This window comes from Brakhagea slesvicensis (assembly GCF_052161625.1).
Taxonomy (GTDB): domain Bacteria; phylum Planctomycetota; class Planctomycetia; order Pirellulales; family Pirellulaceae; genus JBKCUI01.
On sequence record NZ_CP197412.1, the window covers coordinates 5,664,918 to 5,689,715 of the forward strand.

Genomic DNA, 24,798 nt, shown 5'->3' on the forward strand with positions numbered 1-24,798 from the left:
CATGGGTTTTGGCTCACGATTGACTGCCGCCGTTCTCACCAAGAAGAACCCTGTCTGTGTTGGATTGGATCCACGCTGGCAGCAGTTACCCGGCTCACTGCGAGTCGATCCGACGGCTCAGGGATGGCAAGCTGCCGCAGATGCGTATCGAACTTTTTGTTGTTCGATCATCGATGTCGTCGCGCCACTCGTACCTATCGTGAAGCCGCAGAGTGCATTCTTCGAAGAGCTTGGACCTGCGGGTGTGCAAGTATTGGAGCAAGTCGTCCGTTACGCGTCATCCAAGGGCCTGCTGGTCATTTTGGATGGAAAGAGAAACGATATCGGCTCGACCGCCACAGCCTATGCGAAGGCTTACTTAGGAGCGGACAGTCCATTCGGAGCGGATTCCCTCACGGTCAGTCCGTATTTGGGCAAGGATTCGCTCGATCCATTTGTCGAACGCTGTGTTGAAGCGGATGCGGGGATATTCGTCTTGGTAAAGACGTCGAACCCCGGAAGCGGTTTCATGCAAGATCTATCGCTTGAGGGAGCGACGATCTCCGATCGAGTGGCGGACTACGTTCAGGAACAAGCCCTGAGGACGGCCGATTCCCCCAACGAATATGGCTCTGTTGGCTGTGTTGTTGGCGCTACGTATCCAGAACAATTGATCGCGATGCGAAGCCGAATGCCGAACGCTTGGATTCTCATCCCTGGCTACGGCGCCCAAGGAGGTTCAGCGGAAGACGTTCGACACGGTTTGGATTCACGGGGGCTCGGTGCGGTGGTCAATAGTTCCAGGGGAATCATTTTCGCACACGAGAAACCACAGTATGCTTCGGCTGGACATTGGACCCGCGCTGTCGAGGCCGCAACGCTCGAGATGATTGAACAGTTGCGATAGCGGGCGAATGTCCAACTACTTCAGATTGTTTATTTCGGAACAATCATCTCGACGGCTTGGCCTGGAACCAAGGAACCAGCTCGTGCGAGAACGACCATTTCGGTCCCATCCAGACCGGACGTTACTTGAACATCGTTCCCAACTCGCAAGCCCAACTCGACTTTTCGGTGTTCGATTTTCCCATTGACCACAACGCAGCAAACGGTCGATGCTCCATCCTTGACGATGGCTGCAATAGGGAGCGTGACGACGTTTGATCGTTCTTCGAGCAGGATCTTGACCGTGACAAAGGCCCCGGGAAGCCACTTCAAATCGGGATTGTCCAAATCGATTTCGGCTGCGAGAGTCCGGCTTTGTGAATCGAGTTGAAGGCTGGTCCTCGTAACTCTTGCTTCCTTTGCTCCACTTGCGACGGCTTGCCCGAGGATGGTCACGCTATCCCCCTTGGTGAGATCGTCAAAACCCGCATCGACCCACGCGGCTTCTTGTTCAGGAACATTCACAAAGACACGCACGCGGCTCACATCTGCAACCGTCATCAACGGCTGCGCATTATTGGAGCCGGCTGGTTGCACGTAATGTCCTGGATCGACTTTGCGTCCGATGACAAATCCGTCGAGCGGACTGATGAGCTCGGTATAGGTCATCATCGTTTCGGCTTGCTGAATCTCGGCCTCTGCAACGTTGCGTTTGGCTTTGGCTGCTTCGACATCAGCCGACGCAGTCCCCACTTTGGCCAACGCCTCTTGCTCCAATGCTCGTGCTGATTCGATTGCAGCGAACGTCTCGAGTTTGGCTGCTTTGGAGGCTTCGAATTGGCTCATCGTCTCATCGGCAAGTTTCGAAGTGACCGAACCTTTGCTCACCAATTGTTGAATCCGTTCGCTTTCGGACTCCCATCGAGCGAACTCCGCTTCATTGCGAGCCAAGCTGGCTTGGGCCTGCGCGACCATCGCTTTGGCGGAATTCACGGATGCGTTGGCGGCCCCCAATGCAGCTTCCGCTTGTTTGATTTGCGCCTCAGCTTGCGCGAGCAAGCCTTTCTTTTGGTTGACTTGATCTTGATATTCGGGTGCATGAATTCGAAGCAGGACGTCTCCCTTTTTCACGGGATCGCCGATATCGAAATGCACGGTGGAAACATACCCGGAAATCTTCGACAGGACGGGAACCGACTCGAAAGCTTCAACGCGTCCGGGCTGTTCGGTATAGAGCTTCAAAGTCTTTGTGATGGGTTTGCCAGCAGAAACGCGGTCGATCGCAGATGCATTCGCGCTTGGCGCCTCCGAAGTCGCTTCACGGTTCGCAGGTGCATTGCATCCCGCCATGACCGCGCACAAATTGAGGGTCGCCCATCTCCATCGCCGGGGGAGCGGATTCAAATTAGACGGCATAGTATCGACTCTCAGGATCATCGGGGTCCATGGACGCAGACTTCAGACTCGCCTTAGACTGCAACAATGTAAAGAACAATGGTAATAGGAACAGCGTTGAAAAAGTTGCGGCGATTAGCCCTCCGACGACAGCGCGTCCGAGTGGAGCGTTTTGCTGCCCCGCTTCGCCAAAAGCGAGAGCCATAGGCAACATCCCAGCGATCATTGCGAAGCTGGTCATCAAAATGGCTCGCAGCCGACTCCCGGCGCTCGTCACGGCAGCGCGTGAAATGTCGCGCAACTCGGTCCGTCGCTTTTCCGCAAACGTCACCAGAAGAATCGCGTTGGCCATCGCGACTCCAACCGCCATGATCGCTCCAATGAACGACTGAACATTGATCGTTGTTCGCGTGAAATATAACATCAGCACGACCCCCGTCACCACAGCCGGGATGGTCGAGATGGTGACCAAAGCCAATCGAACGGACTGAAAGTTTGCCGTGAGCAATAGAAACACGGCAACGATCGCCAAAAGCAATCCGATCGAAAGTCCTGCCTCCATCTCCTGCATCGGTGGAATTTGACCACGTATCTCTACCGTGCTGCCGGTGGGAGGTGCACCAGCTCGCTGGATGGCGCTGGCAACCTCAGAGGAAACCGAACCAAGATCTGCACCGGAGATGTTCGCCGTCAACGAGACTTGCCGCTTCATGTTGTAGCGATCGTATTGGCCGGGCATGGTTCCCGGTTCGATCGATGCAACATCTCGAATAAGGACTTGGCTGGAGTCGGTCTTTCGCAATGGGATACGTCCCAACTGCTCCACGGAGCCAATCGTCTCTACCTCGTAGGGAGATCGAACGATCGGGCGAGGAATCTCTACTTGGACTTGGTATGCGACCCCGCTCTTCGGTTCGGCCCAATAATTCGGGACAACGAATCGACTTGAAGATGTCGCGGTGACGAGTGCTCGCGAGACATCGACGGGTGTAAGTCCAGCCATACCCGCCTTTTCTCGGTCCACGTTGACTTGAATCGTTGGATAGTCCATCGACTGCCCCAATTGGATATCGCGAAGCGATGAGATGCTCGCAAGTTCCGTTTTGATCTTCTCGACGAAGACTCGATTCTTTGCAAAGTCCGCACCGCTCACAACGACTTCGATCGGCGTTGGAGATCCGAAGCTCATCACTTCGTTGACGATATCGGACGGTTCAAACGAGAACCGCACGTCTGGCATTTCTTTGGCGAGACGCGTCCGGACTCGTTCCTTGAGAATCTCATCCGGGAGATGCAGTTCATCGCTGAGGTCGATGTAAAGGATCGCTTCCTCGGGTCCACGGGACCATTGATAGACCGCGTTAACGGGAAAGTTGGAGTGAATCATCCCGACATAGCCAAGGGTTAATTCAATGTTGCTTTGTCCAAGCTCATCTCCGATGACCGAGAGAGCTTGCTTGGCAAGCGACTCCGATTTTTCAATGTGAGTCCCATCTGGGGCTCGCATACGCAATCGAAACTGCCCTGCATCCACCACGGGAAACACACCTCGTCCCAGCGTCGGGGTAATCCATGCCACCGTTCCAATACAAATGATCAAGTAAAGGGGGACGATAGCCCAGCGAAGATGAACCCAACTACCGAGAATTCTCTCATAGGCCTCGCGCATCCGATCGAACCAGGAGGAGGATGCCCCTGTTCGGGCTTCACCTGCTCCATGCGGATGGGTTTTGAGGAGCCAGACCGACATCACCGGCACGAATGTGCTGGAGAGGAAATAGGATGCGATCATGGAAAAGCCGACCGCAAGTGAGAGAGGGACGAACAAGGCTCTGGCGGCCCCCTGCATAAAAAACGACGAGACAAAGACCGCAAGGATGCAGAGCATCGCCAGCAGTCGTGGACGGATCGTCTCGAGCGAGCCGTCTCGAACGGCACGGGCTAAGGGTACACCTCGCTGCAGGTGGGAATGGATGTTTTCGATCGAGACCGTGGCTTCATCGACGAGAATCCCAATGGCCAATGCCAGCCCACCGAGGGTCATCAAATTGATGGTTTGGCCAGTGATCCACAAAGCGAGTACGGCCGCGAAGAGAGCGAGAGGGATGTTGAGGACAACGATCAGCGAACTGCGCCAGTCCCTTAAGAACAGAAGGATCATCAATCCGACGAGGAACGCTCCGAGGAGTCCTTCACTGACCACACCTCCCACAGCCCGCGTCACGTAGGGAGATTGATCGAATTCAAACCGTACATCAATTCCCTCACCATCTGCACCGAGCGCTTCCTTCATCTTGGGGAGCGCGTTCTTGATGTTGTTGATCACGCTCAAAGTGGAAGCTTCGGCCCGCTTCGTCGCAAGGATATAGACAGCTCTTCTGCCGTTTACCAACGCGTAGCCAGCTGGGGCGTCCGCGGAGTCTTGGACAGTCCCCACATCGCGAAGGAAGACCGGGTTCTCACCCATGCGAATGGGAATGGAACCAAGCTGTTGGGGATCTTTCACCACCGAATTGACGGGCACAATCGGGTAACTATCCCCGATCGGTATGTTACCCGAAGGACTAAGGGTGTTCCCTTTCGTGAGAGAGACAATCACTTCATCGGGGGACATGCTATAGGATTGCAGTTTCTTTGGATCGACCGTAATGACGATCGAACGAGCGCTGCCGCCGAATGGGGGCGGTGCTGAAACACCGGGCAAACTCGAGAACATCGGTCTGACCCGGAAGAGCGCAAGGTCTTGAATCTCGGCAATACTTCGTGTGTCGCTCGAAAGGACCAGATAACCAACAGGAACCGAGCCTGTATCGAAGCGCATGACGAAGGGAGAAACCGTCCCCGGCGGCATAAAGGCCTGGGATCGATTGACGTAATTAATCGTTTCCGCCATCGCCTGTGCCATGTTGGTTTCGGGATGAAAGTACAGCTTCATCAACGCGGTGCCTTGGACGTTCCGCGACTCGACATGGTGAATACCGCTGATGTAGAGAAAGTGGTATTCGTAGTAATTCGTTAAGAACCCCTCCATCTGCGCCGGATCCATTCCGCCATAGGGCTGGCAAACATAGATGACAGGCAAATTGAGTTTAGGAAAGATGTCGACTTCCATCCCTCGCGGTAAGCCGGATGGGTAAGACCATTTGTACTGTTGAAAAATCGATGGTCCGACGGCCAAGAAGCAGCCGAGGGCTAGGCTCAGTACCAGCACCATCACAGTTGCCGGACGGCGCATTGCTGAAAGGATAAGTTGCATTCAAAAGACTTCCAAGTCGACCAACGAAATCAATAAGAGCCCGCAAGGTTGCCGCAGCCGTTCACCTTAAGCCAAGCCGTAGACTTTGCCAAACTGTGGTCATCATTTTAGTCCGTGCATCCGATTCCACCCACAGCCCGAAAATTGGAATTCACCGATTCTTCCTTACAGACCCTAGCGACCGATTTATCGGACGCCGAAACAGATTCCGTACAAGCGATCCAGACGGATGCTGGAATGAGATGAGCTGGAGGGAATTGTCGAAATGAAGCGAACTTACTGGAAATGGGCTTTCGGGATCTCCGGAGTACTTGCACTCGAGGGATGCGCGACAACCCCCGCAAACCACTCCAAGCCATCGCGCCCCGAAGTCTCTACCTATCCAACGCCACCATTGCGGGAACCCGTCGCACCGGTGAAGGTCGAGGTCGACCATGAACCCAATCCTACGCCGGATGGTTTCGTAGCCCTTGCATCGACGACCGTCTCCGTTCACGAGGCACTGGCCATCGAGGAAGCGCCCGCACTCGAACCCGTAGCAGATACTTCGGAACCAATCGGTGCACCAAATGTCGTACCGATCAATCTCCCCACCGCTCTCGCGATGATCGGGGGGCAACACCCGGTCGTCGGATTCGCCCGTTGGCGTGTGCAAGAAGCCTATGCACGGCTTGATCGCGCGAAAGTAATGTGGCTCCCAAGCATTCAGTCCGGGTTCAACTATCGCCGCAGGGATGGAAACTACCAAGCCGTTGACGGTTCGATCGTCGACGTCAATCTGAATTCGATGAACTACGGGCTTGGGGCAGGTGCTGTCGCGGCAGGCTCTCCAACCCAACCTGGCGTCGTTGCCCAATTCCATTTGGCCGATGCCATATTCTTACCCAAAGCAGCGGAGAAGACCGCTTGGGCGCGTTCGCATGCCGCCAACGCTGCATTGAATCAGCAGCTGCTCAACGGTGCGCTGGCCTACATCGAACTCCTTGAGGCCTACCAAGACCAAGAGATCTTATCGCAGTCCGCCACTCGAACGGCAGACCTTGCGAAGGTAACTCGAGACTACGCCGACACAGGTTCAGGTCTTCAGTCCGACGCAGATCGAACTGCGACCGAGTACGCGTTGTTGCAATCGAGAATCGTGTCGGCGCAAGAACGCCAACTTGTCGCGTCCACGAGATTGGCGCGGGAGCTGAGCGTTTCGATGACGAGCAAATTATTGCCCCAAGAGCCCGTGATTGTACCACTGGAGCTGGCTCCCCCAACCACGGAAGAAGCATCCTTGATTGCGACGGGGTTGTCGGTCCGGCCTGAGTTGAAAGAGTCGCAGGCTCTCGTCGCGGCCGCGTGTGAAGCGTTCAAGCGGGAGAAGTATGCACCGTTCGTCCCCAGCGTGTTGCTCGGATTCAGCACGACCAGCTTTGGAGGAGGCCTAGGGAGCAACGCCGAGAACTTTGGCGGCCGATACGATATCGATGCAATGATGGTGTGGGAAACTCGCAATCTGGGGTTTGGCGAAAAGGGAGCTCGTAGCGAGCGAAACGCACAGGTACAGCAAGCGACGTTTGAGAAGCTCCGATGGATGGACCTGGTCGCCCAACAAGTGGCGGAAGCGAACGTGCAAGTCACGATGCGCAGACGACAAATCGAAATCGCTGAAAGAGCAATTGCGACTGCCAGCGACTCGCATCGCCGCAACATGGATCGCATTCGAGAAGGACAGGGATTGCCCATCGAGGCACTGCAATCGATCCAAGCACTGGAGTCAGCCCAGCGTGCCTACCTCAACGCCATCGCCAATTTCAATCGAGCCCAACTGCAGCTTCAATGGTCGCTCGGCTGGCCAATCGACGCTTCCGTAGCGAAAACCGAATAGGGCAGTCCGCCCTTTCCGAATCGACCGATCCAGCATGCGTCACTGGGTTTTCATGGACTCTTAATGGCGGCCGATGGAACGAAGTTACTGTGCTGTGCTGGAGGCGCCGTTGGGAGATGCCCCGATGGGGACGCCGAAGGGAAGAGGGCGGGCCGCGCACAGATAACCTTCCGGAAAGAGCCGCTCCTTTAGCTCTCGAAACACCTGGAAACTATCGGGATAGACCCAAACGGTTACCGTAACATTCTTATCGCTGTGAGAAGCCAACTCGGCTCTCAATCGCCCGCTGGTCGCTAATGCTTCGTCGAGAGTCTCCTGCAGGATGTCGGCTGTGGGGACGAGTACGAATTTATCGAGCTCGACCAATCTTCCCATGCGCATGGTGGAGCCATCGCTCATCATTCCCGATTGGCTTTTCAGCGAGTACTTCATGGAAAACCCAGATATAGGACCCAGGGTATTCGTGATTTGGCTCTTTTGTGTGTTTCGTTGCACCGCCCCACGCGCTTCGCGTTTGAGGGTTTCGACAAGTTCGTTCCAAGGAATGACCGTCACCAAGCCCTTGGTCAACATGAGATGGATTTCATGACCAAAAACGGTCTTAGCCATCGGCGTAGGTAGATGTTGCAAGATAGCGGCGGGTTGTTGTTGCTGGAGGAGTTCTCCCTCCTGCTTGAGCAGATCCGCCAATTGTTTCTGCAGCTCGGTTAATTCCAAGCTCGACACGGCATCCACGCGATTTTCGTCGTTCAGCTCTTCCAATCGCTTTTCCAGATCCTGCTTCGCGATCGTCACGGAATCGATCAGCATCATTCGTTCCATGCTTCGATTGGCGAGTTCGATTTCGTATCGCTGCATCTGTTCTACTTGATCGTCGATGTCCGACTCGATCCGCCTCGAGAGCTCGCGGGGCTGCTGAAGAGCTTCACGTCGCTGATCAATCTCGTTTGCGACAACCTGTTTTGCCGAGGTGTAGCTTCTTGCCCCCACAATCATCACCAGGATGATGAGGATTCCGATCAAGTTGGCGATCGTATCCATAAAACAGTCGTCGCCGACCAACTGCTCTTCGCTGTGCTTTCGCCCCATCGTATCCCTCGCGTTATCCTCTATCTGGGAATGGTCAGGGGAACGACGCGCAGATCGACGCCGCTACCTTCCAGCAATCGTTCGAGACGACCTACGCTGGTTTGTGCGTCGCTGGCCGATTCCACGACAACCGTCGGCACCCAATACCCACCCGGAAGCGAAAGGCCCCACGAATCGACCCGATCCTTGATCGCTTCAGCCAGTTCGTCCGAGACTTGCTTTGGGCCGTTTTCCAAAACGATGATTCGCTCGAACCGGTTGGGATCCTGATCGGAGCGGATCAGCCACTTGCTGTTGATCGCAACGATTTGAATCGTACGTGAAACAGGCGTCGCTTTTCCTTCTGCCTTGGCCTGGGCCCAGTTCTTTCCGGCACCCACCGAGATTGGCTTCAAATCCCCTTCGGGCTTCACGTACTTCTTGTTTGAATCACCCAATTGAATCGCAGCCGACGCAGCTGTAGGCGTCGTTTGTCCTTGTTCTGGATTCACGGCATTGACAGGTTGTGTCGCGCTTCCAGTCGTGGGAGCTCCACCGCCACCCATCGAGGAAGGATTCGATGGGGAGGAGGGATTGCTGACCGATTGATTCGTAACCGACAGACTGGATGTTGAAGGAGACGAACTGGATCCTTGACCACCCTCCGTTCCATCTGCTTGACCGGTTTCATTCGATGCAGGAGAGTCGCTTGGCGAATTAGGTGCAACCGATTGTTCAAAGGAGGAACTCGGAATCGATCCGTTCTGCATGGCGGCGAGGGCCCCGCTGCTCGCGGACCCGACAGCACCATCTGGTATCCGAGTGGATTCATGGATAGGAGAGGGCAGGGGAGTTGATGCGGGGAAAGATTGTCCTGTACTACCGGATGTCAATTGAGGGGGTAATCCATTTGAGACCGGCTGTACCATATTCCAATTTTTCGCATCTTCGATGGGCTGAAGATTGAGCGAAGAGTTGCCTTGGCCGGCCCCTCCCCCTCCTCCGCCCGAGTTCGCGCCTGAAGCTTCTTGGTCGAAATCCTGCCAGCTATCCATCGCCATGGCGTATTCTCGAGCAAGCTTTGGATTGGCCGCGAGCAATGCTTTCTGTCTTTGCTTGGAAGATTCCACGACTTGCTCGAGCATTTCCTTGGTACCAGGTACGCTCGGCGGGAAGGCGAGTTCCATTTCCGCGTTGATCAGTTCGTAGCCGAATTGATCATCCCAGCTTTCGATTGCCTTTCGGGCGATCGCGTAGGTCTCCACGCCGTCTGGTCGGACCATCAACAACGGATAGGGTGCTTGCGACGCGAAGCCTTGGGCGCGATCAGACTCTTCATACCTGTTTCGGAGCATACGAAGGGCTGATGCGAGCGGATTGCTGGGTCCGGGAGGGAACATATCCTTGGGAGCGATCACGACACCTTCCGGCTGGATCACCACACCATCGGCTCGACATTCCAAATAGATCGGCCTTCGGGAGGTCCCATTTCTACCTGAGTAGGGGACGATGGCGAATGCAGGCTTCTTCTTTTTCAATGCCTCGACTTGAGCGGCCAACTCGACTTGTTTCGCATCGATCTGATTCTTCAGTGCATCCGATTGTTTCTGCAGGGCATCGTTCTCGTTTTGTGCTATAAACTCGTTCGATTCAAGCCGTCGGAGTTTGCTTCGAATGTCCGCATATTCTTCTCGAAGACGTCGCAAATGATCTTCGATGTACTGCAATGCCTCGCGGCGCTTTTCTATTTCCTCTTTGGAGGCTTCGCGCGTTTCCAAAAGCCCCTCTGAAACCGATTCAGCTAGGTTCTCCTGTCCCTCCACTTCCGCGAACGCTAGTTCAGCCTCTTTGCGCGCCGACGCATGCGAGTTGGTGACAGTGATCGACAAGATCAGAACGAGTGCACCAATCAAGCAAAGGAGGACAGCCATGAACGGAAACAGAGCTGGCGCCAATTGGTCGCCGCGGCGTTTTCGACCGCTCATCCTGCTTTCCTCGGAAATGGAATCGAAACCGGTGTTTCGTCAGATTGCGCTGGTGTTGCAGGAGATTCGTTTGTTGAGCTGGATCGACGACGAACAGGCTGTCGTCCCAAGTATCCATAGCGTTCCATTTGCGTGCCGAGAACCGCCACCGCTTCGGCAAGGCAAACCGCTGCGTCGTGAAATCGGTCGACATCGGTGAGACGTTGCAATGTGGCTTGGAGGGGCGACTCCATCGACTTCACCAACTCCGCTTTTTCAATCAGCTCGCGAAGCAAGTCAGTCTGTTGGCGCATTTCGGATTGTTGTTCGACCATCGATCGCGCTTGATCCGAGATTGTAACCTGCCATTGTTGGATGCGATGATCGACGAGCGTTGCACCTTCGGCATGGAGTTTGGCGATCCGTTCCTGATGTTCTTGAAGAGGGGATACAAGACTTTCCATGGCCATAGAAATGGCCGGAAGGAGTGACTGTTGAACGGCATCGCTTGTTCCGATGGTCGCTAGCTTCCATCGATCTTCCGCTTGCTGCAACGCGTCTTGCCAGAGGGCCGACTGCTTCTTGACCAGCTTCTCGACCGATTTCAGGACCGAGGCCGTAACCGCTTCGACAGCCGACTCGACCTTGGTGAAATCGTGATGCTGCGATCGAACGACCAATGTATTGCCGAAGAGATCGTCCGCCAAGTTGTTGACTTGATGGAGAACCTGGAGCTCTTGTTTGCCGACCAGGTACTGAGCGAAGATGACGACCATCGTCAGAACCAGCCCCACGGCTGTTGTATCAAATGCAACGTAGAGCCCTTGCGTAATATCGTTCATCGCTTCTTGCGAACCGCTCGCGAGCGCGGATGCGTCCATCTGCCCGAGCGTGGTGGAGAGCCCGAGGACGGTTCCCAAGAAACCGAGCATGGGCATGGCCCAAGCCAAAATGCGTAGCAAGGCGTAGCTGTCATGTTGGAGGTCTGCGTCGCGTTCCGAGAGCTTGAGTTTCGTCTCGTCGCTTTGCTCGAGGGACTTGCGGAGCAATTGAATCTGCAAAAATTCGCGAACTCGTTGCCCAAACCAACTGGAATACAATGCACGAGACTGCGACTTCCAAGCCGCCTCGAGCCAAAGAAGTTGATCGAGATCGCCGTCGAAGTCTTCGTCCGATCGCGCCAACTTCATTTCATCGACCGCGACCGCGTTTTGATTTTGCAATCGCTGCTGCTTGAAAACCTCCAAGCATTTGTAGGTCAAAACGCACGCTGCGATGAAGAACAACTCGACCGTAACGTACGCCACCTCATGGCAGGTGGAGTAGCGTTTTAGCAATGCCAACCGTTCATCGCCAACCCGCAACACGCCGTAATATCCCAAACAAATCAAGCTCCCGATCACGGTACACGAGATCATAGGTGCTTGAAACATGGCCACGTTTTGACGTAATCGCTTGAACACGGGAGTCCCTGCCTTCGGGTAGAACGAATCGAAGGATCGCTGTTCCTTCGGAGCCGTCTGGGTCTTGTATCAATCGCCAAGGATCGAGGCAAGACAAATGTCCGCACCAGGAATGCATGCAATCCCCGCTAGCAATGCGGTCATCTGCCTGTTGCATCGGCAGGATTGCAAAGGGAGGGTTAGCCGAAGCCTGGAAAGTTTGGCAATCTGTATCGGTCGAATCGATCGAAGGATGTCCAACGCACCCATCCTCGATGGAAGTTCGAAGTTTGGTTCAAGCAGAAAGCCGTGTTACTAGCGAGCGGCAGCTAGAATCTGCCTCGCGGATTCTCTATCATGGCCACTCAAAGGGGACAATTGAGATGGTGAACGACGAATCGACGAGCTCCCAGCAAGACCGAAGAGCCGTTTGGAAGCTGGGGGGGTACATCCTTTGGATCGCATTGGTGAGCACTGTTTTGTGTGCGATGAACACAGGTATGGTGTTCGCGCTTACCAAGGGATTGGAGACCAAGCTACCTGAGTTTCCCGGCTCAAACCAGCTCATGCAGTTCATGCTCGCAGTCGTCCCCGTGCTCCTCCTGTTTGCGGAATGGTATGCCTGGGATATTTTGACCACACGCCGATATCGCTAGACCCTTAAAAAGATTCTGCGCCGGTACATCCAAGCGACGACACACCACAGGACGACCATCCCTCGAAATGCGTCGAGAGAATGAAGACGGTTCGTTCCCCCCTGTGGATGGTTGTTGGCTGATGTAATTGCAGTATCTTCGTCCGGCATAGAATCGGTCCTAGTCCGCGAATGATACCACCAAGATTGCACGGATTGTGCAGGGGAGAGGCTCGAATTTGTTGCCGGTTTTTCCGAGGGTTTCGGCAATCCACAAGGTTGACGCTCGGGATGCGTGTTATAAGAGACGGACAGCGTGATTTTTTACACGAAGGCGCCGCCGCTACTCGAACCTTTCCCAAGCCTGGAATGAAACGAACGATTGAAGAGCAGATAGGGGAAGAACTGGCGAATCACAGGGGCGGTTGCATTGGCCATTTGATCTTTAGCCGACCGTACCGTGACACGACGGACTCCAAGATTGAGCACACGGGGTCCGTGGCAGACTTTTTGATGGTTCCCAAGAATCAATCGGGAGCTTGGGTCATCGAAATCCTTCAACAAGAGACTTTGCACCAATACGCAGTCCGATGGAATGAGGACACGCAAGAGTGGGAGAATGTGGGTCCCGTTCGCTATTCGTCTATCTGACGAGGCGAATGGCCGCTGACAGAGAGTCCCAAGCTTTCTTCATGCTCTTAGATTGCGATCCTCCTAATCCGATTATAATTCTGATCTCCGTCACATAATCTTCGCCAGCGTTTGCGTGAGTTGCCCGACCCATGATACCGGTATCGACCGATGCACCGATCTATCATTACCCGATAGGAACCGTTGGTTTAATCGCCGCGAATCTCGGGTGCTTCTTATTGTTCTGCAATCTGCCATCCATCGATGCACTGGATTCCCCAGAGGCCTTCGAAGAATCGTTCTATTGGATAGAAACACTCGCACTGGAATTCGGAGCGTTCAAACCGTGGCAATGGTTCACATGCAATTTCCTGCATTCCGACTGGATTCACTTGATCGGGAACATGATCTTTCTTTGGTCATTTGGCATGATCGTCGAAGGGAAGGTTGGACTGCTTCGATTTCTTGCAATCTATGCAGCGATCGGAACCGTTTTCGGAATGGTTGCGCAATTGATTTCGATCGTCTTTGCTTGGGAGGGAATTTCGCTCGGCGCATCAGGCGTCATCTTCGGACTCTTGGCGTTTTGCATTGCGTGGGCCCCTGCGAATGAGTTTGAAGTCCTTTGGCTACTGGGCAGAGCAGGAGGAACACTGGAAATTTCTATTTTGGTGTTCGGCGCTCTCTTTGTCGCGAAAGAAGCGCTCTTCTTTAGCCTCGGCGGCTTTCAAGTCAGTTCGGAGCTGTTCCACATCGTAGGCTTCCTCGTCGCGTTACCTTTCGCTTTGTGGATGGTTAAGGCGGCGTACGTCGATTGCGAAGGATGGGACATCTTCTCGTACCTCTCGGGCGCGACAGGAGCGAACTCAAGGGTTGCTCAGAATCGGCTCGCCATGGAAACAGCTCGCGAGCGCGCAGCGATGGCGAGACAATCCAATGCCAATCGAATCGCCACCCAAGAAGCATTGCAAAGAAGTTTGCCCCCTGAGAAAAGAGCGGGGCATTTTCGCGAACAAGTTCGATCGGCCATCGACTCGGGATCTTTTGAACTCGCCGCAAAACTCCAGGAGAAGATCACCCTCTCCAATCCCGGGATCACTTGGAATCAAGAAGACTTGTACGCCACAATCCACGGACTATTAAAAGAACGCAAATACTCGGTCGTGGCACCGCTGATGTCGCTACATATCGACTCGTTTGAAGAGCACCGATCATCGATGCAAAAGCTGCTCATCAAAATGTGGCTGAAGGAGCAACGGCCACGCCACGCACTCCGTTTCATGCGTGGAATGGATCGGACCCAAATGACCCCCAAGGAATTGGACGAGATTCGTCAGCTCGCGAACCATGCACAGAAATTGATAGACGACGGCGTCGTTGAATTCTCCAACTGAGGTAGGCACCAACATAACGAGTGGATGCCGCCGTCCCGCGATCCTTCCGTTTTACCAGCTCCTGTTTTGCCAGATCCCGTTTCCGCCGAGCGGTTTGCCCGTTCGCTGCAGTCGAAGCGAACTCGACTGCAGGCTTAAAGGAAAAACGAGTTGCTACGGGCTCTCGTATCGCGATCGTTAGTTCGACGCTACCTTCTTGGCATCTTGGCGAAGCGACGGATCCAGATCAAAGCGGTCCAATCGCATGACCTTGTTCCAAGCGGCAATGAAGTCCTTCACGAATTTCTCTTTGCCATCGCCGCTCGCGTAGACCTCCGAGATGGCCCTCAGCTGGGAATTCGAGCCAAACACTAGATCGACACGAGTACCAGTCCACTTGACCTTGCCCGACTTTCGATCTTTCCCTTCGAAAACTTCATCCGAATCGCCCGATTTCTGCCATTCGGTTTCTTGATCCAAAAGATGGACGAAGAAGTCATTGGTCAAGGTCTCCGGCTTGTCGGTGAAGACACCGAGTTTGGTGTTCCCAGTGTTTGCGCCGAGCACTCGAAGCCCCCCAACCAAGACCGTCATTTCTGGGGCAGACAAGGTTAGCATGTGGGCTCGATCGACCAAATACTGTTCAGCAGGCCGTTTGTGTTTTGATTGTTTGTAATTTCGGAAGCCATCGACGGTAGGCTCAAGGGGTTCGAACGAGGCCGCATCGGTCATCTCCTGCGTTGTATCGGCGCGACCTGGTTCAAAGGGAACTTGGATGGCCATTCCCGCTCTCTTCGCAGCCTCCTCTACACCGGCGCATCCCGCGAGCACGATCATGTCCGCCAGCGAAATCTTCTTTCCGCCTTTCTGAGCCCCATTGAATTCCTTTTGGATTTTCTCGAGGGTGGCCAAAGTACTTTTCAATTCGGCAGGCTCGTTCACAGCCCAATCCTTTTGAGGAGCCAGACGTATGCGGGCCCCATTGGCTCCCCCTCGCTTGTCGGTCCCGCGGAAAGTGGAGGCGGACGCCCAAGCGGTTGCGACGAGCTGAGAAACGGGTACGCCGGACTTTACAATTTGAGACTTGAGCAACGCAATGTCTTGCTCGCCGACCAGCTCATGATCGACGGCTGGAATGGGATCCTGCCAGATTTGTGGTTCGGGGACTTCAGGGCCAAGGCATCGTGCGATGGGTCCCATATCGCGATGCGTCAGCTTGTACCACGCTTTCGCGAACGCCAACTGAAACTCCTTTGGGTTGTCATGAAACCGCTTCGAGATCTTCGCATAAATCGGATCCATTCGAAGAGCCAAGTCGGTTGTGAACATGATCGGTGCATGGGTCTTCTTCGGATCATGCGCATCGGGAACCGTTCCTTTTCCAGCGTCCCCTTTCGGTTTCCACTGCGAGGCCCCGGCAGGGCTCTTTGTCAGCTCCCATTCGTAGCCGAAAAGATTCTCGAAGTAGCCGTTGGACCACTCGATTGGAGTGGAGGTCCAAGCTCCTTCGAGACCGCTGGTGATCGTATCTCCGGCGTTCCCTTTCCCATGTTTGTTCTTCCAGCCGAGTCCTTGCTCCTCGATGGAAGCCCCCTCTGGCTCAGGGCCGACATTCCCTTCCGGAGACGCTGCACCGTGTGCCTTGCCAAACGAATGTCCACCTGCAATGAGCGCGACCGTTTCCTCGTCATTCATTGCCATGCGTGCAAACGTCTCGCGAATGTCTCGGGCCGCCGCGAGCGGATCGGGCTTGCCATTGGGACCTTCCGGATTCACATAGATGAGCCCCATCTGAACCGCAGCCAGAGGATTTTCCAGTTCGCGATCTCCCTGGTAACGTTTGTCACCCAGCCATTCGCTTTCTGGCCCCCAGTAAATGTCCTCTTGCGGTTCCCACACGTCAGCCCGTCCGCCGGCGAAACCGAATGTTTCGAAGCCCATGGATTCGAGCGCGACATTCCCAGTTAATACCATGAGATCTGCCCAGGAGATCCGCTTTCCATACTTCTGCTTGATGGGCCATAGCAACCTTCGGGCTTTGTCCAAATTTGCGTTGTCGGGCCAGCTGTTCAGCGGCGCAAATCGTTGGGTTCCGTATCCAGCCCCACCGCGACCATCTTGAACCCGATAGGTACCGGCGCTATGCCAAGCCATTCGAATGAACAAGGGTCCATAATGCCCGTAATCAGCCGGCCACCAATCCTGCGACTGCGTCATCAATGCCGCAATATCTTTCTTCACGGCCGTGAGATCCAGCTTTTTAAACTCCTCTGCGTAGTTGAAGCTTTCTCCCATGGGATTTCCCTGGAGAGAATTCTGATGCAAGATTTTTAGGTTGAGCTGGTCGGGCCACCAATCACCATTACTCATCGAGCCTACGGTACCCTCGATGCCAGCATCTCCATCTTGAACGGATTTCGCCAACGCCGTAAAAGACTGAATTGCACCCGTTACTGGACATTTCCCACCGGACGCACCATGTCCGACGCCCCCCTCTCCAACGTTCGAGACCACCGGCACAGGTATTGGACTATCATGGGTTTGCGCAAAAACGGGAGTGGCTGATGAGCCTGCAAAACCAATCGCCAATGTTCCCCAGAGCAGAGACCGCACGAGGCACAAACGGCGACGCAATCGGCGGACAGGGAGCTTTTTCCAACTCTTGGTTCGTAATTTCGCTGTGGAACTGCGCATGGGAATCCTCTATTTCTAAGTCGGATCGGAAGGAATACGTCACTTCGTGGATTGTAACGGGACAATGCACGATAGACCCGTTTCGTGCGAGAGTCCAATGACGAATGTGCATGCAACGGATTCGTTTTCCGAATGTCAGGACGACGGGAAACGCACTGGTCTATTGTTTCTTGACGTCAACACCCTCTTCGTCGTCTGAAATTTCAGCCTCCGTCGCCAGAATATTCTCTCCCCCTTCTGGTTTTCTAGCATTGCGAGCCTGCTCTTTGATCTCCTCCGCCTCGCTTACCAGCCCCCCTTCGGCTTCTGTCGCGGCTTCTCGCCGTTCATCGTCGTGGATCGCATTCGGCGCAACAATTTGTTTTGAGGTGTTGGAATACGATCCATCGTAGAGCATCGTGGTTCCCCTTGATTCGTTGGTTACCGATGTTTGGGCATCCAAAATCCTGATCGGGATCTCTCGAGGAAATATGACCTCCCTCGCGCCATCGGGAATCGATACTCCCTCGTCTTGAATCGCCTGTTTGATCAATCGCAATAGGGAAGAACGAACGCGAAGCCCACTATGCTTGGAAGTATCGATCCACGCATAGCAGCGAAGATTGACGGACGAGGTACCAAATGTATCCGCCAAGACCATGGGCTCCGGATGTTCCAACACGGCTTCGTGATCCTGCAGAACTTTCAAGATGACTTGCTGGACATTGCTGATGGAATCGTCGTATCCAATTCCAATGTCGATCTGCAGTCGAACATTCGGATTGGATGTTAAGTTGCGAATGATACTTTTGTAAACAATGGAATTCGGGATCTGCAAATGGTTTCCTTCCAGCGTCATCATCAGGGTACCTCGCATCGTCACGCTTTGAACAAATCCCATGTTTGTTCCAACTTCGATGAGATCGCCCAGTGAAAACGGACGCTGAACACTAATGAGGACACTGGCGAGAAAGTTCTCCGCGATATCGCGAAATGCGATACCGATGATCAGTCCTATCAATCCAGTACCACCCAACAAAGTCGCTGCGATTTGAGTCAACCCCGAGATACGCAGTGACACATACAAACCGATAACGAAGACAATCAATGTTATGGCCCGCGCAGCGACCTCCGCCAGCAGCGGACTCTTGAGCTTCGCGCCGAATGTAAATCTCGCCAGCCGATGCGAGATTCCTGCTAGCAACCACGTGAGAAGGATCAATCCCAGAGCAAGCAGCATCAACGGCACGGAACGGAGAAGGTTGCGACCCAGGTCCTCCGCCTCTCGCCATGCGGGTCGAAGGTCCCACAGCGGAGTCGATTGCACGTTCATTCGATTCACTACCGCGACCACATCTTGGGTTTTCTGCGCCAACTCGGAGGCCCAGCTTTTATGTTCTTCACGCCTTGCCATCCCAGTGAGGAACACTACCCCTTCGTCGACCCGAACATCGGGTGCAGTGAACCATTCGGTGGCTGTTAGGATTCGAAGCAACCGCCGTTCTATCTGTCGGTCCTCTGCAATCGGCTCCACTTCTACCTTGGTCGGGGTCGCGAGTGACTCCTCTCCCTTGTCGTCCGGTTTTGGTTTCCCTTCCTCTTCCACTGGGTCCAGTTCCTGCGCAGCGCATCGGGAAATCCCCCCCTCTCGGCGCAACGCCAATCCAGAAAACATTACAAAAACCACTGCATAGCAAACGATCTCGACCAGTCCTCGATGATGTCGCACTCCCATTACCTCTTTCTCGATCAAGCCTCCGCACACGGCGGATGCTACGTCATGAATCAATCTGGTTCGTCAGAAACCGGTTTGGTCGCTGATCGAACAACACTGCCATGACGTCCCAATCGGATGGAGGAGGATTCTTTCCAATTGTTCCCCCTGGGGGTTCGGTGGTAGGAATCGATCGAAACGACGGCGAGCGAGCGCAGAAGCAACTGCCGTTCCTGGAGTATCGCAATTTCTCATCGATGCGTGCATTCTATTCGATGAAAGCCATGAACAACTTAGCCTTGGGTAACCCCCAAGGACTTTACCAACCATGTGGAATGTTTGGCCTTCAGCCTAAGCAAACCCCATCGCAACAATGCGAATTCAAGAGTCATTCGAACGAGATTCCTGTACCAGCAATCTATCATGCGAAAAAATTTCTCCACGGCTTCCGATCGCTCGGATACAATCGAACCGTCTCCTGTCTTCCTAAAGCCTAAAGCCTAAAGTCTAACGCCTAACGCCTAACGCCTTCCCCATGAGCCATTACGTGTTACCTTCAGCAGGCACCAGTTACGATGACGAAGACCGTCTCACCGGCTTCGCCCGTGCCAGCGGAACGTTTACCCAATCGTGGAGTCTTACCAGTGTGGGTGACTGGAACAGCATCACCACCAATGGCACAGCGCAGAATCGCACCCATTTCCTGACCCACTCGCGTCACCCATATACTGATTGCACTTGTCCTGATTGTTCCACTTCTTCCTCCAGCCTCTCGCCTCCAGCCTCCGGCCTGCTCCCCGACTTCGACAACAAGCTCAAGAGCGCCGATGTGGACAACACCGGCTCGAACGATGTCACGTTCCAGTACGATGCACTCGGAAGACGCGTAGCGAGACAAGGAACCTCCGGTTCCTTCGTCTATGTGCAGCAGGACCAGCAGACGATCGCCGATTACGGATACGGGGATGCTCCTAGCTCACCAACGCATCGCTATGTGGTCGCTAGCTACATCGACGAACCGGTGGTGCGCAAGGCGGCTGGAACTAGCGGAACGATTTACTATCTGCACAGAAACCAGCAGTTCAGCATCACGGCGGTAACCACTTCTTCGGGCTCTGTAGCCGAACGCTACGCCTACACGGCCTACGGCCAGCCAACCATCCTCGATGGTTCAGGCTCGGTCCTCTCGAGTTCCGCGATTAATAATCGCTACACCTACACAGGACGCGAATGGGACCAGACGCTTGGGCTGTATCACTTCCGTGCGAGGTGGATGTGCGGGCTCGCGGGAAGGTTCATGGGGAGGGATCCGATTGGTTTTAAGGGGAGCAAATGGAGTATCTACGCTGTTTTTCGCGGGAACGCTGTTGGTAGAATAGATCCGAGTGGCTTGAAGTGTTGTTTGTACACTTGGAATTCGGACGACACTGCGTCTGGATCCCATTCATCGCTGGAGTGCGACGGTGCCTACTACTCAGTCTATAAAGGGGGCCCAGTAGATTTTCCTCAGGAAACTCGGCCCGTAGATCCAAAACTTAAACCTATCTCGAAACTATGCCTCGACTGCTTGGATTCGAATGCGATAGCCGCTGGGTGGAACGAGATTAAGGACACTCCTTACTCGTATTACCATAATTGCGGTTGGTTTACGAGGCAACTCTTAGAAGCCGGAGTAAAGTCGTGGAAAGAAAAAAACTGTTCTGGAATGAAGTGTGGCTGCTTTGAAAAGCCGGATTGCAGCGACAGGTGCAATTGGGGAACTGGAGTTTTCTACCAGCCCATTGGAACTGAAAGTTACATGAAATGCTTGATGCGACGGTCCTGCAATGCTTGGGAGTTTAGGTGCTTACCAAATCGGGAACCAGGTAGGTGGAAATAACTTCATGAGACGAGTTGGTTTAAAGTCGCTTTTCTTAGTTATAGTCATTGCGTTTGTGTGTTTTTGCGGCTTGAATTCGATCAGGAGAAATTTAGACAGTCTATCGGACGGTTACGCGCAGTACGCTGCGGCTGTGATGTTGATTGATTTTATGCAACAAAATGACGGTAAATGGCCAAGCGGTTGGAACGACCTTGCGATCCAATATGAGAAGTTCGGGAAGAGAATTTCTGGGGAATCTTTCGAGGGGCTTAAGGTAAGAGTAGTCGTTGACTTTGAATTTGATCCTTCAACGCAATACAATCGACTACTGTTGGACGAAAACTCGCCCAATAGGGTTGTTTATGCAAGAAATTCAAATAGCTTTCACGTCGTGGGAGATGCCAATGCATTAATCTATGATTTCTTGCGGTCCGGCTCTGCAGAACATTCTGGAAATCCGCGTTGAGCTTCGGCGCTGCAGAACATTTTGGAAAAAAGCGTTCGAGAACTCGGCGCTATTAGGCGAGTTGATGGTGCGGCGCGAGTTTCTCTGTGAGCGTACACGACGCGCCCCGTGCAAAAACTAGATTGCATTGCCAAAGGTGATTTTTCGAACGAAAAAGCTGTGGGATCGAGAGTAGCTTGAATCAGTTTTGAGATCGCACGTTGAATGTTTTTTGACGCAAATGGCTGCGGTGCAGATGGATGTTCACCAATAAGAACTAAACCAACTCATTAAGTGGATCCGCCGATGCGGAGGCAGGGGATGACCGAAGTTGGTTTTCCCTGCATTTTCTCTATGGTTTTTTTGTGGGGGTAATTCCCCCGAGTCTATCGCTCGAGGGGCCGCAAGATGGCGGCCAAAGAGCCGCTTGCGAGCAGGATGATGCCTTCGCCTTTCGCTCGATCGCATAGGTCTTTTAGTCCCGGTAGGGACGGCAGAGAATAGCCCAGCCTTTCAAGGCTGGGTATGGGGATGATCATCGCGTCAGTCCCGGTAGGGACGAAAGAAAACGCGGCGAAATCGATGTGATCTCTGCGGGTTTGCACCGAAGCTTGAAGCACGGGACCCCAGTGGGTTAGTACCTGTTTCGGACTAGCGAACCAGGCATATGACATTGCACATTCTCCCCCTCATCCCCAGCCCTTCTCCCCCGCAAAGCCGGGGGCGAAGGGGGCCAGAATTTTCGAGGATGCAATCCTCGATTCGCAATCGCTGCAAGCGGCGTTGGGATTGGTTACAATATTTGCCATGCACCCCCAAAACGCCATGCTTGAAACATCTCCAGAGCTTTGCTCCGCGCGCCCCCGCACGGGAGAGCCAAACGCAACCTTCGGTTGCACCGAAGCGACTACTCCTGTTTCGCAGTGCCTCCATGTGCATTCCATCCACGCCAGCGTTGGTCCGTCCCCTGATGAAGCCACCACTGCCACTTGGCGCTACCAAAGCAACCAGCAATACTCAATCACCGCGGTAACTACTTCTTCAGGCTCCGTAGCCGAACGCTACGCCTACACGGCCTACGGCCAGCCAACCATCCTTGATGCTTCAGGCTCGGTCCTATCGAGTTCTGCGATTAATAATCGCTACACGTATACGGGCCGTGAATGGGATCAGACGCTAGGCCTGTATCACTTCCGAGCGAGGTGGATGAGTGGGCTCGCAGGAAGGTTCATGGGGAGAGATCCGATCGGGTATGCATCTGGGCAGTTCAGTATTGTGGAATATGTGGTATCTAATCCGTTATACTGGATGGATCCTCTCGGAACTTTCAGATGGGACGGTCAGGTACCTCCAAAAGACGGTGAAAAAAGTACAGGTGCAAGTGACCCGTCCACGCCCGGCACATTTCTAACTGCTCACGCAGCCTCATGGGCAAAGTCGCGTTGTTATGTTGAGTGTTTCGGATGCAAATCCGGTGGACGATTTGTAGGTTCATGGTTTGGTGATGATCTTGCCAATACTATTGAGGTGAAGGCCCGCGAACCTGCAGCTGGGTTGCCGGATCGTAAAAACAGTGCTTTACGTCACTGCATAGCAGGTGGATTGATGGCTACATACCTTGGCTGTGCATGCGCAGCATGTCTCGAGGATGGACGCGACATAGCTCAGTGGTATTCCGGAACGCAAAATTGGGTGAATACGGTTCAAGCCCTACACAATGATCGCGAAGGGCGATGGTGTGGAGGATGCTTGAATAGCGATGGGCGCCAAAGCCCATTGACACCATTCACACCCTCGGACCAACAGGTTATTGAATGTTGTAAACGTAAACTAAGACGGGGTGATTTATTGATTGGCAGTCCACGCCCAAATAGCCCCACGTTTGATCCGACGGTTCCGCCTAATTGGTTTGACTGGTGGTCAAATCCTTGGAGACCGGTTGTTACTTTCCCCGGGGCTGTATGGTAGCGCACATGAATGCACACGGGGCCATTCTGCTTCTGGTGATTGCCTCGCTCGCGAGCTGCTCAATTAACACTAGGTCCACAACGATTCGTCAACAAATCGAATCAGTTGAGCAAGGCCGTACAGACACGATAGTCATTTTAAATCCATCTGACTGGAACGGTGCAATCTCTTCACGAGAGACTTTTATTAATATTCGCAAAATTGACATCAGTGGCAATCTAGGTGAAATCGAGCCTGGATTCGTTGAAATGCTAGAAAACCTAAATACAGTACAATTCTACAAATGTCAAAATGTGGACTCATTCATGGATCTACTTCAGTCGTGTACGACGTTAGAAGTGTTGGTTATCGAAAACTCGGATTTAACCGCAGCAGGGCTTTTACGAATTGCAAAAATTCCTCGCCTTCGTAAAATCGTTGTGGAATCGAATCGGACTAGACTTCTCCAATCATGGTTCGTCCCACTCGCAAACTCTACCTCGCTTTCCGAATTGGCAATATCAAGAGATTCAATAGATGTTGATTCACAATCGCTACAACAACTGCTCGGCGGAATCAAGGTAGACATCAACTAGTCCACCAATAAGAACTAAACCAACTCATTAAGTGGATCCGCCGATGCGCGGGCAGGGGATGACCGAAGTTGGTTTTCCCTGCATTTTCTCTATGGTTTTTTTGTGGGGGTAATTCCCCCGAGTCTATCGCTCGAGGGGCCGCAAGATGGCGGCCAAAGAGCCGCTTGCGAGCAGGATGATGCCTTCGCCTTTCGCTCGATCGCATAGGTCTTTTAGTCCCGGTAGGGACGGCAGAGAATAGCCCAGCCTTTCAAGGCTGGGTATGGGGATGATCATCGCGTCAGTCCCGTTAGGGACGAAAGAAAACGCGGCGAAGTAGATGTGATAAGCATTAGAATGCACCGAAGCTTGAGGCACATCACCGGATCGGTTTACTACCCGTCCAGTGCATCGAACCAAGCTTATGACATTGCACATTCTCCCCCTCATCCCCAGCCCTTCTCCCCCGCAAAGCCGGGGGCGAAGGGGGCCAGAATTATCGAGGATGCAATCCTCGGTTCGCAATCGCTGCAAGCGGCGTTGGGATTGGTTACAATAGCCGCTATGCACCCCCAATACGCCATTCTTGAAACATCTCCAGAGCTCCGCTCCGCGCGCCCCCGCACAGGAGAGCCAAATGCAACCTTCGGTTGCACCGAAGCGACTACTCCTGCTTGGCAGTGCTTCCATTTGCTTTCCATCCACGCCAGCGTTGGTCCGTCCCCTGATGAAGCCACCACTGCGACTTGGCGCTACCAAAGCAACCAGCAGTACAGCATCACGGCAGTAACCACTTCTTCAGGCTCCGTAGCGGAGCGTTACGCCTACACGGCGTATGGCCAACCAACCATCCTCGATGCTTCAGGGTCGGTCCTCTCGAGTTCTGCGATTAATAATCGCTATACCTACACGGGACGTGAATGGGATGGGACGCTTGGCCTGTATCACTTCAGGACTAGGTGGATGAGCGGGCTCGCCGGTAGGTTCATGGGGAGGGATCCAATCGGGTTTGAGGGGAGTGAATGGGGACTCTATGAACTGTTTTCTAGTGAGCCACTCATTTCGAAAGATCCAAGCGGTCTTC

17 protein-coding genes and 1 pseudogene are annotated in these 24,798 nt (G+C 53.7%); 11 read left to right on the plus strand and 7 right to left on the minus strand.

All coding sequences use genetic code 11. The features are described from left to right. Position 1 precedes the first annotated feature (1 nt). Complete coding sequence (pyrF, locus tag SH467x_RS21400; RefSeq protein WP_482369127.1) at positions 2 to 886, plus strand: orotidine-5'-phosphate decarboxylase; 885 nt, start codon at positions 2 to 4, stop codon at positions 884 to 886. A 29-nt stretch (positions 887 to 915) separates the two neighbouring features. On the opposite strand, the gene SH467x_RS21405 is transcribed toward pyrF, so the two are convergent. Then, positions 916 to 2,280, minus strand: coding sequence for an efflux RND transporter periplasmic adaptor subunit (locus SH467x_RS21405; protein ID WP_482369128.1), 1,365 nt, complete (start codon positions 2,278 to 2,280; stop codon positions 916 to 918). Then, positions 2,270 to 5,515 (minus strand): efflux RND transporter permease subunit, encoded by a 3,246-nt coding sequence (locus tag SH467x_RS21410; protein WP_482369129.1) that lies wholly within the window; start codon positions 5,513 to 5,515, stop codon positions 2,270 to 2,272. Before SH467x_RS21410 ends, SH467x_RS21405 begins: the two co-directional genes overlap by 11 nt. 265 nt (positions 5,516 to 5,780) lie before the next feature. Here SH467x_RS21410 and SH467x_RS21415 point away from each other — a divergent pair, with 265 nt between their 5' ends. After that, entirely contained in the window at positions 5,781 to 7,388 is a 1,608-nt protein-coding gene (locus SH467x_RS21415; RefSeq protein WP_482369130.1) for a TolC family protein, read from the plus strand. 84 nt (positions 7,389 to 7,472) lie between these two features. Here the strand turns inward: SH467x_RS21415 and SH467x_RS21420 are convergent, their stop codons facing one another. From SH467x_RS21420 to SH467x_RS21430, 3 genes are read right to left on the minus strand one after another with little or no spacing between them, the layout of a single operon-like run. Then, on the minus strand, positions 7,473 to 8,477 hold the full coding sequence (locus tag SH467x_RS21420) for a hypothetical protein (RefSeq protein ID WP_482369131.1): 1,005 nt from the start codon (positions 8,475 to 8,477) through the stop codon (positions 7,473 to 7,475). 20 nt (positions 8,478 to 8,497) lie between these two features. Further along, positions 8,498 to 10,441: a hypothetical protein gene (locus SH467x_RS21425; RefSeq protein WP_482369132.1), complete on the minus strand. Its 1,944-nt coding sequence runs from the start codon at positions 10,439 to 10,441 to the stop codon at positions 8,498 to 8,500. Beyond that, complete coding sequence (locus SH467x_RS21430) at positions 10,438 to 11,853, minus strand: MotA/TolQ/ExbB proton channel family protein (protein ID WP_482369133.1); 1,416 nt, start codon at positions 11,851 to 11,853, stop codon at positions 10,438 to 10,440. Before SH467x_RS21430 ends, SH467x_RS21425 begins: the two co-directional genes overlap by 4 nt. 284 nt (positions 11,854 to 12,137) lie before the next feature. On the opposite strand from SH467x_RS21430, the gene SH467x_RS21435 reads away from it, so the two are divergent. The 3 genes from SH467x_RS21435 (at position 12,138) to SH467x_RS21445 (ending at position 14,520) form a co-directional block, all read left to right on the plus strand. Continuing rightward, positions 12,138 to 12,518 carry a hypothetical protein gene (locus SH467x_RS21435; RefSeq protein ID WP_482369134.1) on the plus strand — a complete coding sequence of 127 codons (381 nt, stop codon included), beginning with the start codon at positions 12,138 to 12,140 and terminating at the stop codon, positions 12,516 to 12,518. Between the two features lie 347 nt (positions 12,519 to 12,865). Further along, positions 12,866 to 13,147, plus strand: a complete 282-nt coding sequence (locus SH467x_RS21440) for a hypothetical protein (protein ID WP_482369135.1) — start codon at positions 12,866 to 12,868, stop codon at positions 13,145 to 13,147. Positions 13,148 to 13,278: 131 nt separating this feature from the next. Then, positions 13,279 to 14,520 (plus strand): rhomboid family intramembrane serine protease, encoded by a 1,242-nt coding sequence (locus SH467x_RS21445; RefSeq protein WP_482369136.1) that lies wholly within the window; start codon positions 13,279 to 13,281, stop codon positions 14,518 to 14,520. 177 nt (positions 14,521 to 14,697) lie between these two features. Here the strand turns inward: SH467x_RS21445 and katG are convergent, their stop codons facing one another. Both katG and SH467x_RS21455 read right to left on the minus strand, forming a co-directional pair. Then, on the minus strand, positions 14,698 to 17,193 hold the full coding sequence (gene katG / locus SH467x_RS21450) for a catalase/peroxidase HPI (RefSeq protein WP_482369137.1): 2,496 nt from the start codon (positions 17,191 to 17,193) through the stop codon (positions 14,698 to 14,700). 160 nt (positions 17,194 to 17,353) lie between these two features. Further along, positions 17,354 to 18,961: a mechanosensitive ion channel domain-containing protein gene (locus tag SH467x_RS21455; protein WP_482369138.1), complete on the minus strand. Its 1,608-nt coding sequence runs from the start codon at positions 18,959 to 18,961 to the stop codon at positions 17,354 to 17,356. A gap of 47 nt (positions 18,962 to 19,008) precedes the next feature. Between SH467x_RS21455 and SH467x_RS21460 the strand changes: the two genes are divergently transcribed. The 6 genes and pseudogenes from SH467x_RS21460 to SH467x_RS21485 form a co-directional block, all read left to right on the plus strand. Next, entirely contained in the window at positions 19,009 to 19,383 is a 375-nt protein-coding gene (locus tag SH467x_RS21460) for a hypothetical protein (RefSeq protein WP_482369139.1), read from the plus strand. A gap of 38 nt (positions 19,384 to 19,421) precedes the next feature. Then, positions 19,422 to 20,765: an RHS repeat domain-containing protein gene (locus SH467x_RS21465; RefSeq protein WP_482369140.1), complete on the plus strand. Its 1,344-nt coding sequence runs from the start codon at positions 19,422 to 19,424 to the stop codon at positions 20,763 to 20,765. Between the two features lie 4 nt (positions 20,766 to 20,769). Further along, positions 20,770 to 21,213, plus strand: a complete 444-nt coding sequence (locus tag SH467x_RS21470; RefSeq protein WP_482369141.1) for a hypothetical protein — start codon at positions 20,770 to 20,772, stop codon at positions 21,211 to 21,213. Positions 21,214 to 22,017: 804 nt separating this feature from the next. Next, on the plus strand, positions 22,018 to 23,160 hold the full coding sequence (locus tag SH467x_RS21475) for an RHS repeat domain-containing protein (RefSeq protein ID WP_482371408.1): 1,143 nt from the start codon (positions 22,018 to 22,020) through the stop codon (positions 23,158 to 23,160). A 5-nt stretch (positions 23,161 to 23,165) separates the two neighbouring features. After that, entirely contained in the window at positions 23,166 to 23,735 is a 570-nt protein-coding gene (locus tag SH467x_RS21480; protein ID WP_482369142.1) for a hypothetical protein, read from the plus strand. 543 nt (positions 23,736 to 24,278) lie between these two features. Further along, a pseudogene (locus SH467x_RS21485) lies at positions 24,279 to 24,737 on the plus strand (RHS repeat-associated core domain-containing protein); the annotation flags it as partial. Between the last annotated feature and the right edge of the window lie 61 nt (positions 24,738 to 24,798).

Excerpts from the sequence above, each read along its gene's own strand:
- SH467x_RS21445 (WP_482369136.1), top strand. The coding sequence starts at position 13,279 with ATGATACCGGTATCGACCGATGCACCGATCTATCATTACCCGATAGGA.
- pyrF (WP_482369127.1), top strand. The coding sequence starts at position 2 with ATGGGTTTTGGCTCACGATTGACTGCCGCCGTTCTCACCAAGAAGAAC.
- SH467x_RS21405 (WP_482369128.1), bottom strand. The coding sequence starts at position 2,280 with ATGCCGTCTAATTTGAATCCGCTCCCCCGGCGATGGAGATGGGCGACC.
- SH467x_RS21415 (WP_482369130.1), top strand. The coding sequence starts at position 5,781 with ATGAAGCGAACTTACTGGAAATGGGCTTTCGGGATCTCCGGAGTACTT.
- SH467x_RS21460 (WP_482369139.1), top strand. The coding sequence starts at position 19,009 with ATGACGTCCCAATCGGATGGAGGAGGATTCTTTCCAATTGTTCCCCCT.
- SH467x_RS21480 (WP_482369142.1), top strand. The coding sequence starts at position 23,166 with ATGAATGCACACGGGGCCATTCTGCTTCTGGTGATTGCCTCGCTCGCG.
- SH467x_RS21430 (WP_482369133.1), bottom strand. The coding sequence starts at position 11,853 with ATGTTTCAAGCACCTATGATCTCGTGTACCGTGATCGGGAGCTTGATT.
- SH467x_RS21470 (WP_482369141.1), top strand. The coding sequence starts at position 20,770 with ATGAGACGAGTTGGTTTAAAGTCGCTTTTCTTAGTTATAGTCATTGCG.
- SH467x_RS21425 (WP_482369132.1), bottom strand. The coding sequence starts at position 10,441 with ATGAGCGGTCGAAAACGCCGCGGCGACCAATTGGCGCCAGCTCTGTTT.
- SH467x_RS21440 (WP_482369135.1), top strand. The coding sequence starts at position 12,866 with ATGAAACGAACGATTGAAGAGCAGATAGGGGAAGAACTGGCGAATCAC.
- SH467x_RS21465 (WP_482369140.1), top strand. The coding sequence starts at position 19,422 with ATGAGCCATTACGTGTTACCTTCAGCAGGCACCAGTTACGATGACGAA.
- katG (WP_482369137.1), bottom strand. The coding sequence starts at position 17,193 with ATGCGCAGTTCCACAGCGAAATTACGAACCAAGAGTTGGAAAAAGCTC.
- SH467x_RS21420 (WP_482369131.1), bottom strand. The coding sequence starts at position 8,477 with ATGGGGCGAAAGCACAGCGAAGAGCAGTTGGTCGGCGACGACTGTTTT.
- SH467x_RS21475 (WP_482371408.1), top strand. The coding sequence starts at position 22,018 with ATGCTTGAAACATCTCCAGAGCTTTGCTCCGCGCGCCCCCGCACGGGA.
- SH467x_RS21435 (WP_482369134.1), top strand. The coding sequence starts at position 12,138 with ATGGAAGTTCGAAGTTTGGTTCAAGCAGAAAGCCGTGTTACTAGCGAG.
- SH467x_RS21410 (WP_482369129.1), bottom strand. The coding sequence starts at position 5,515 with ATGCAACTTATCCTTTCAGCAATGCGCCGTCCGGCAACTGTGATGGTG.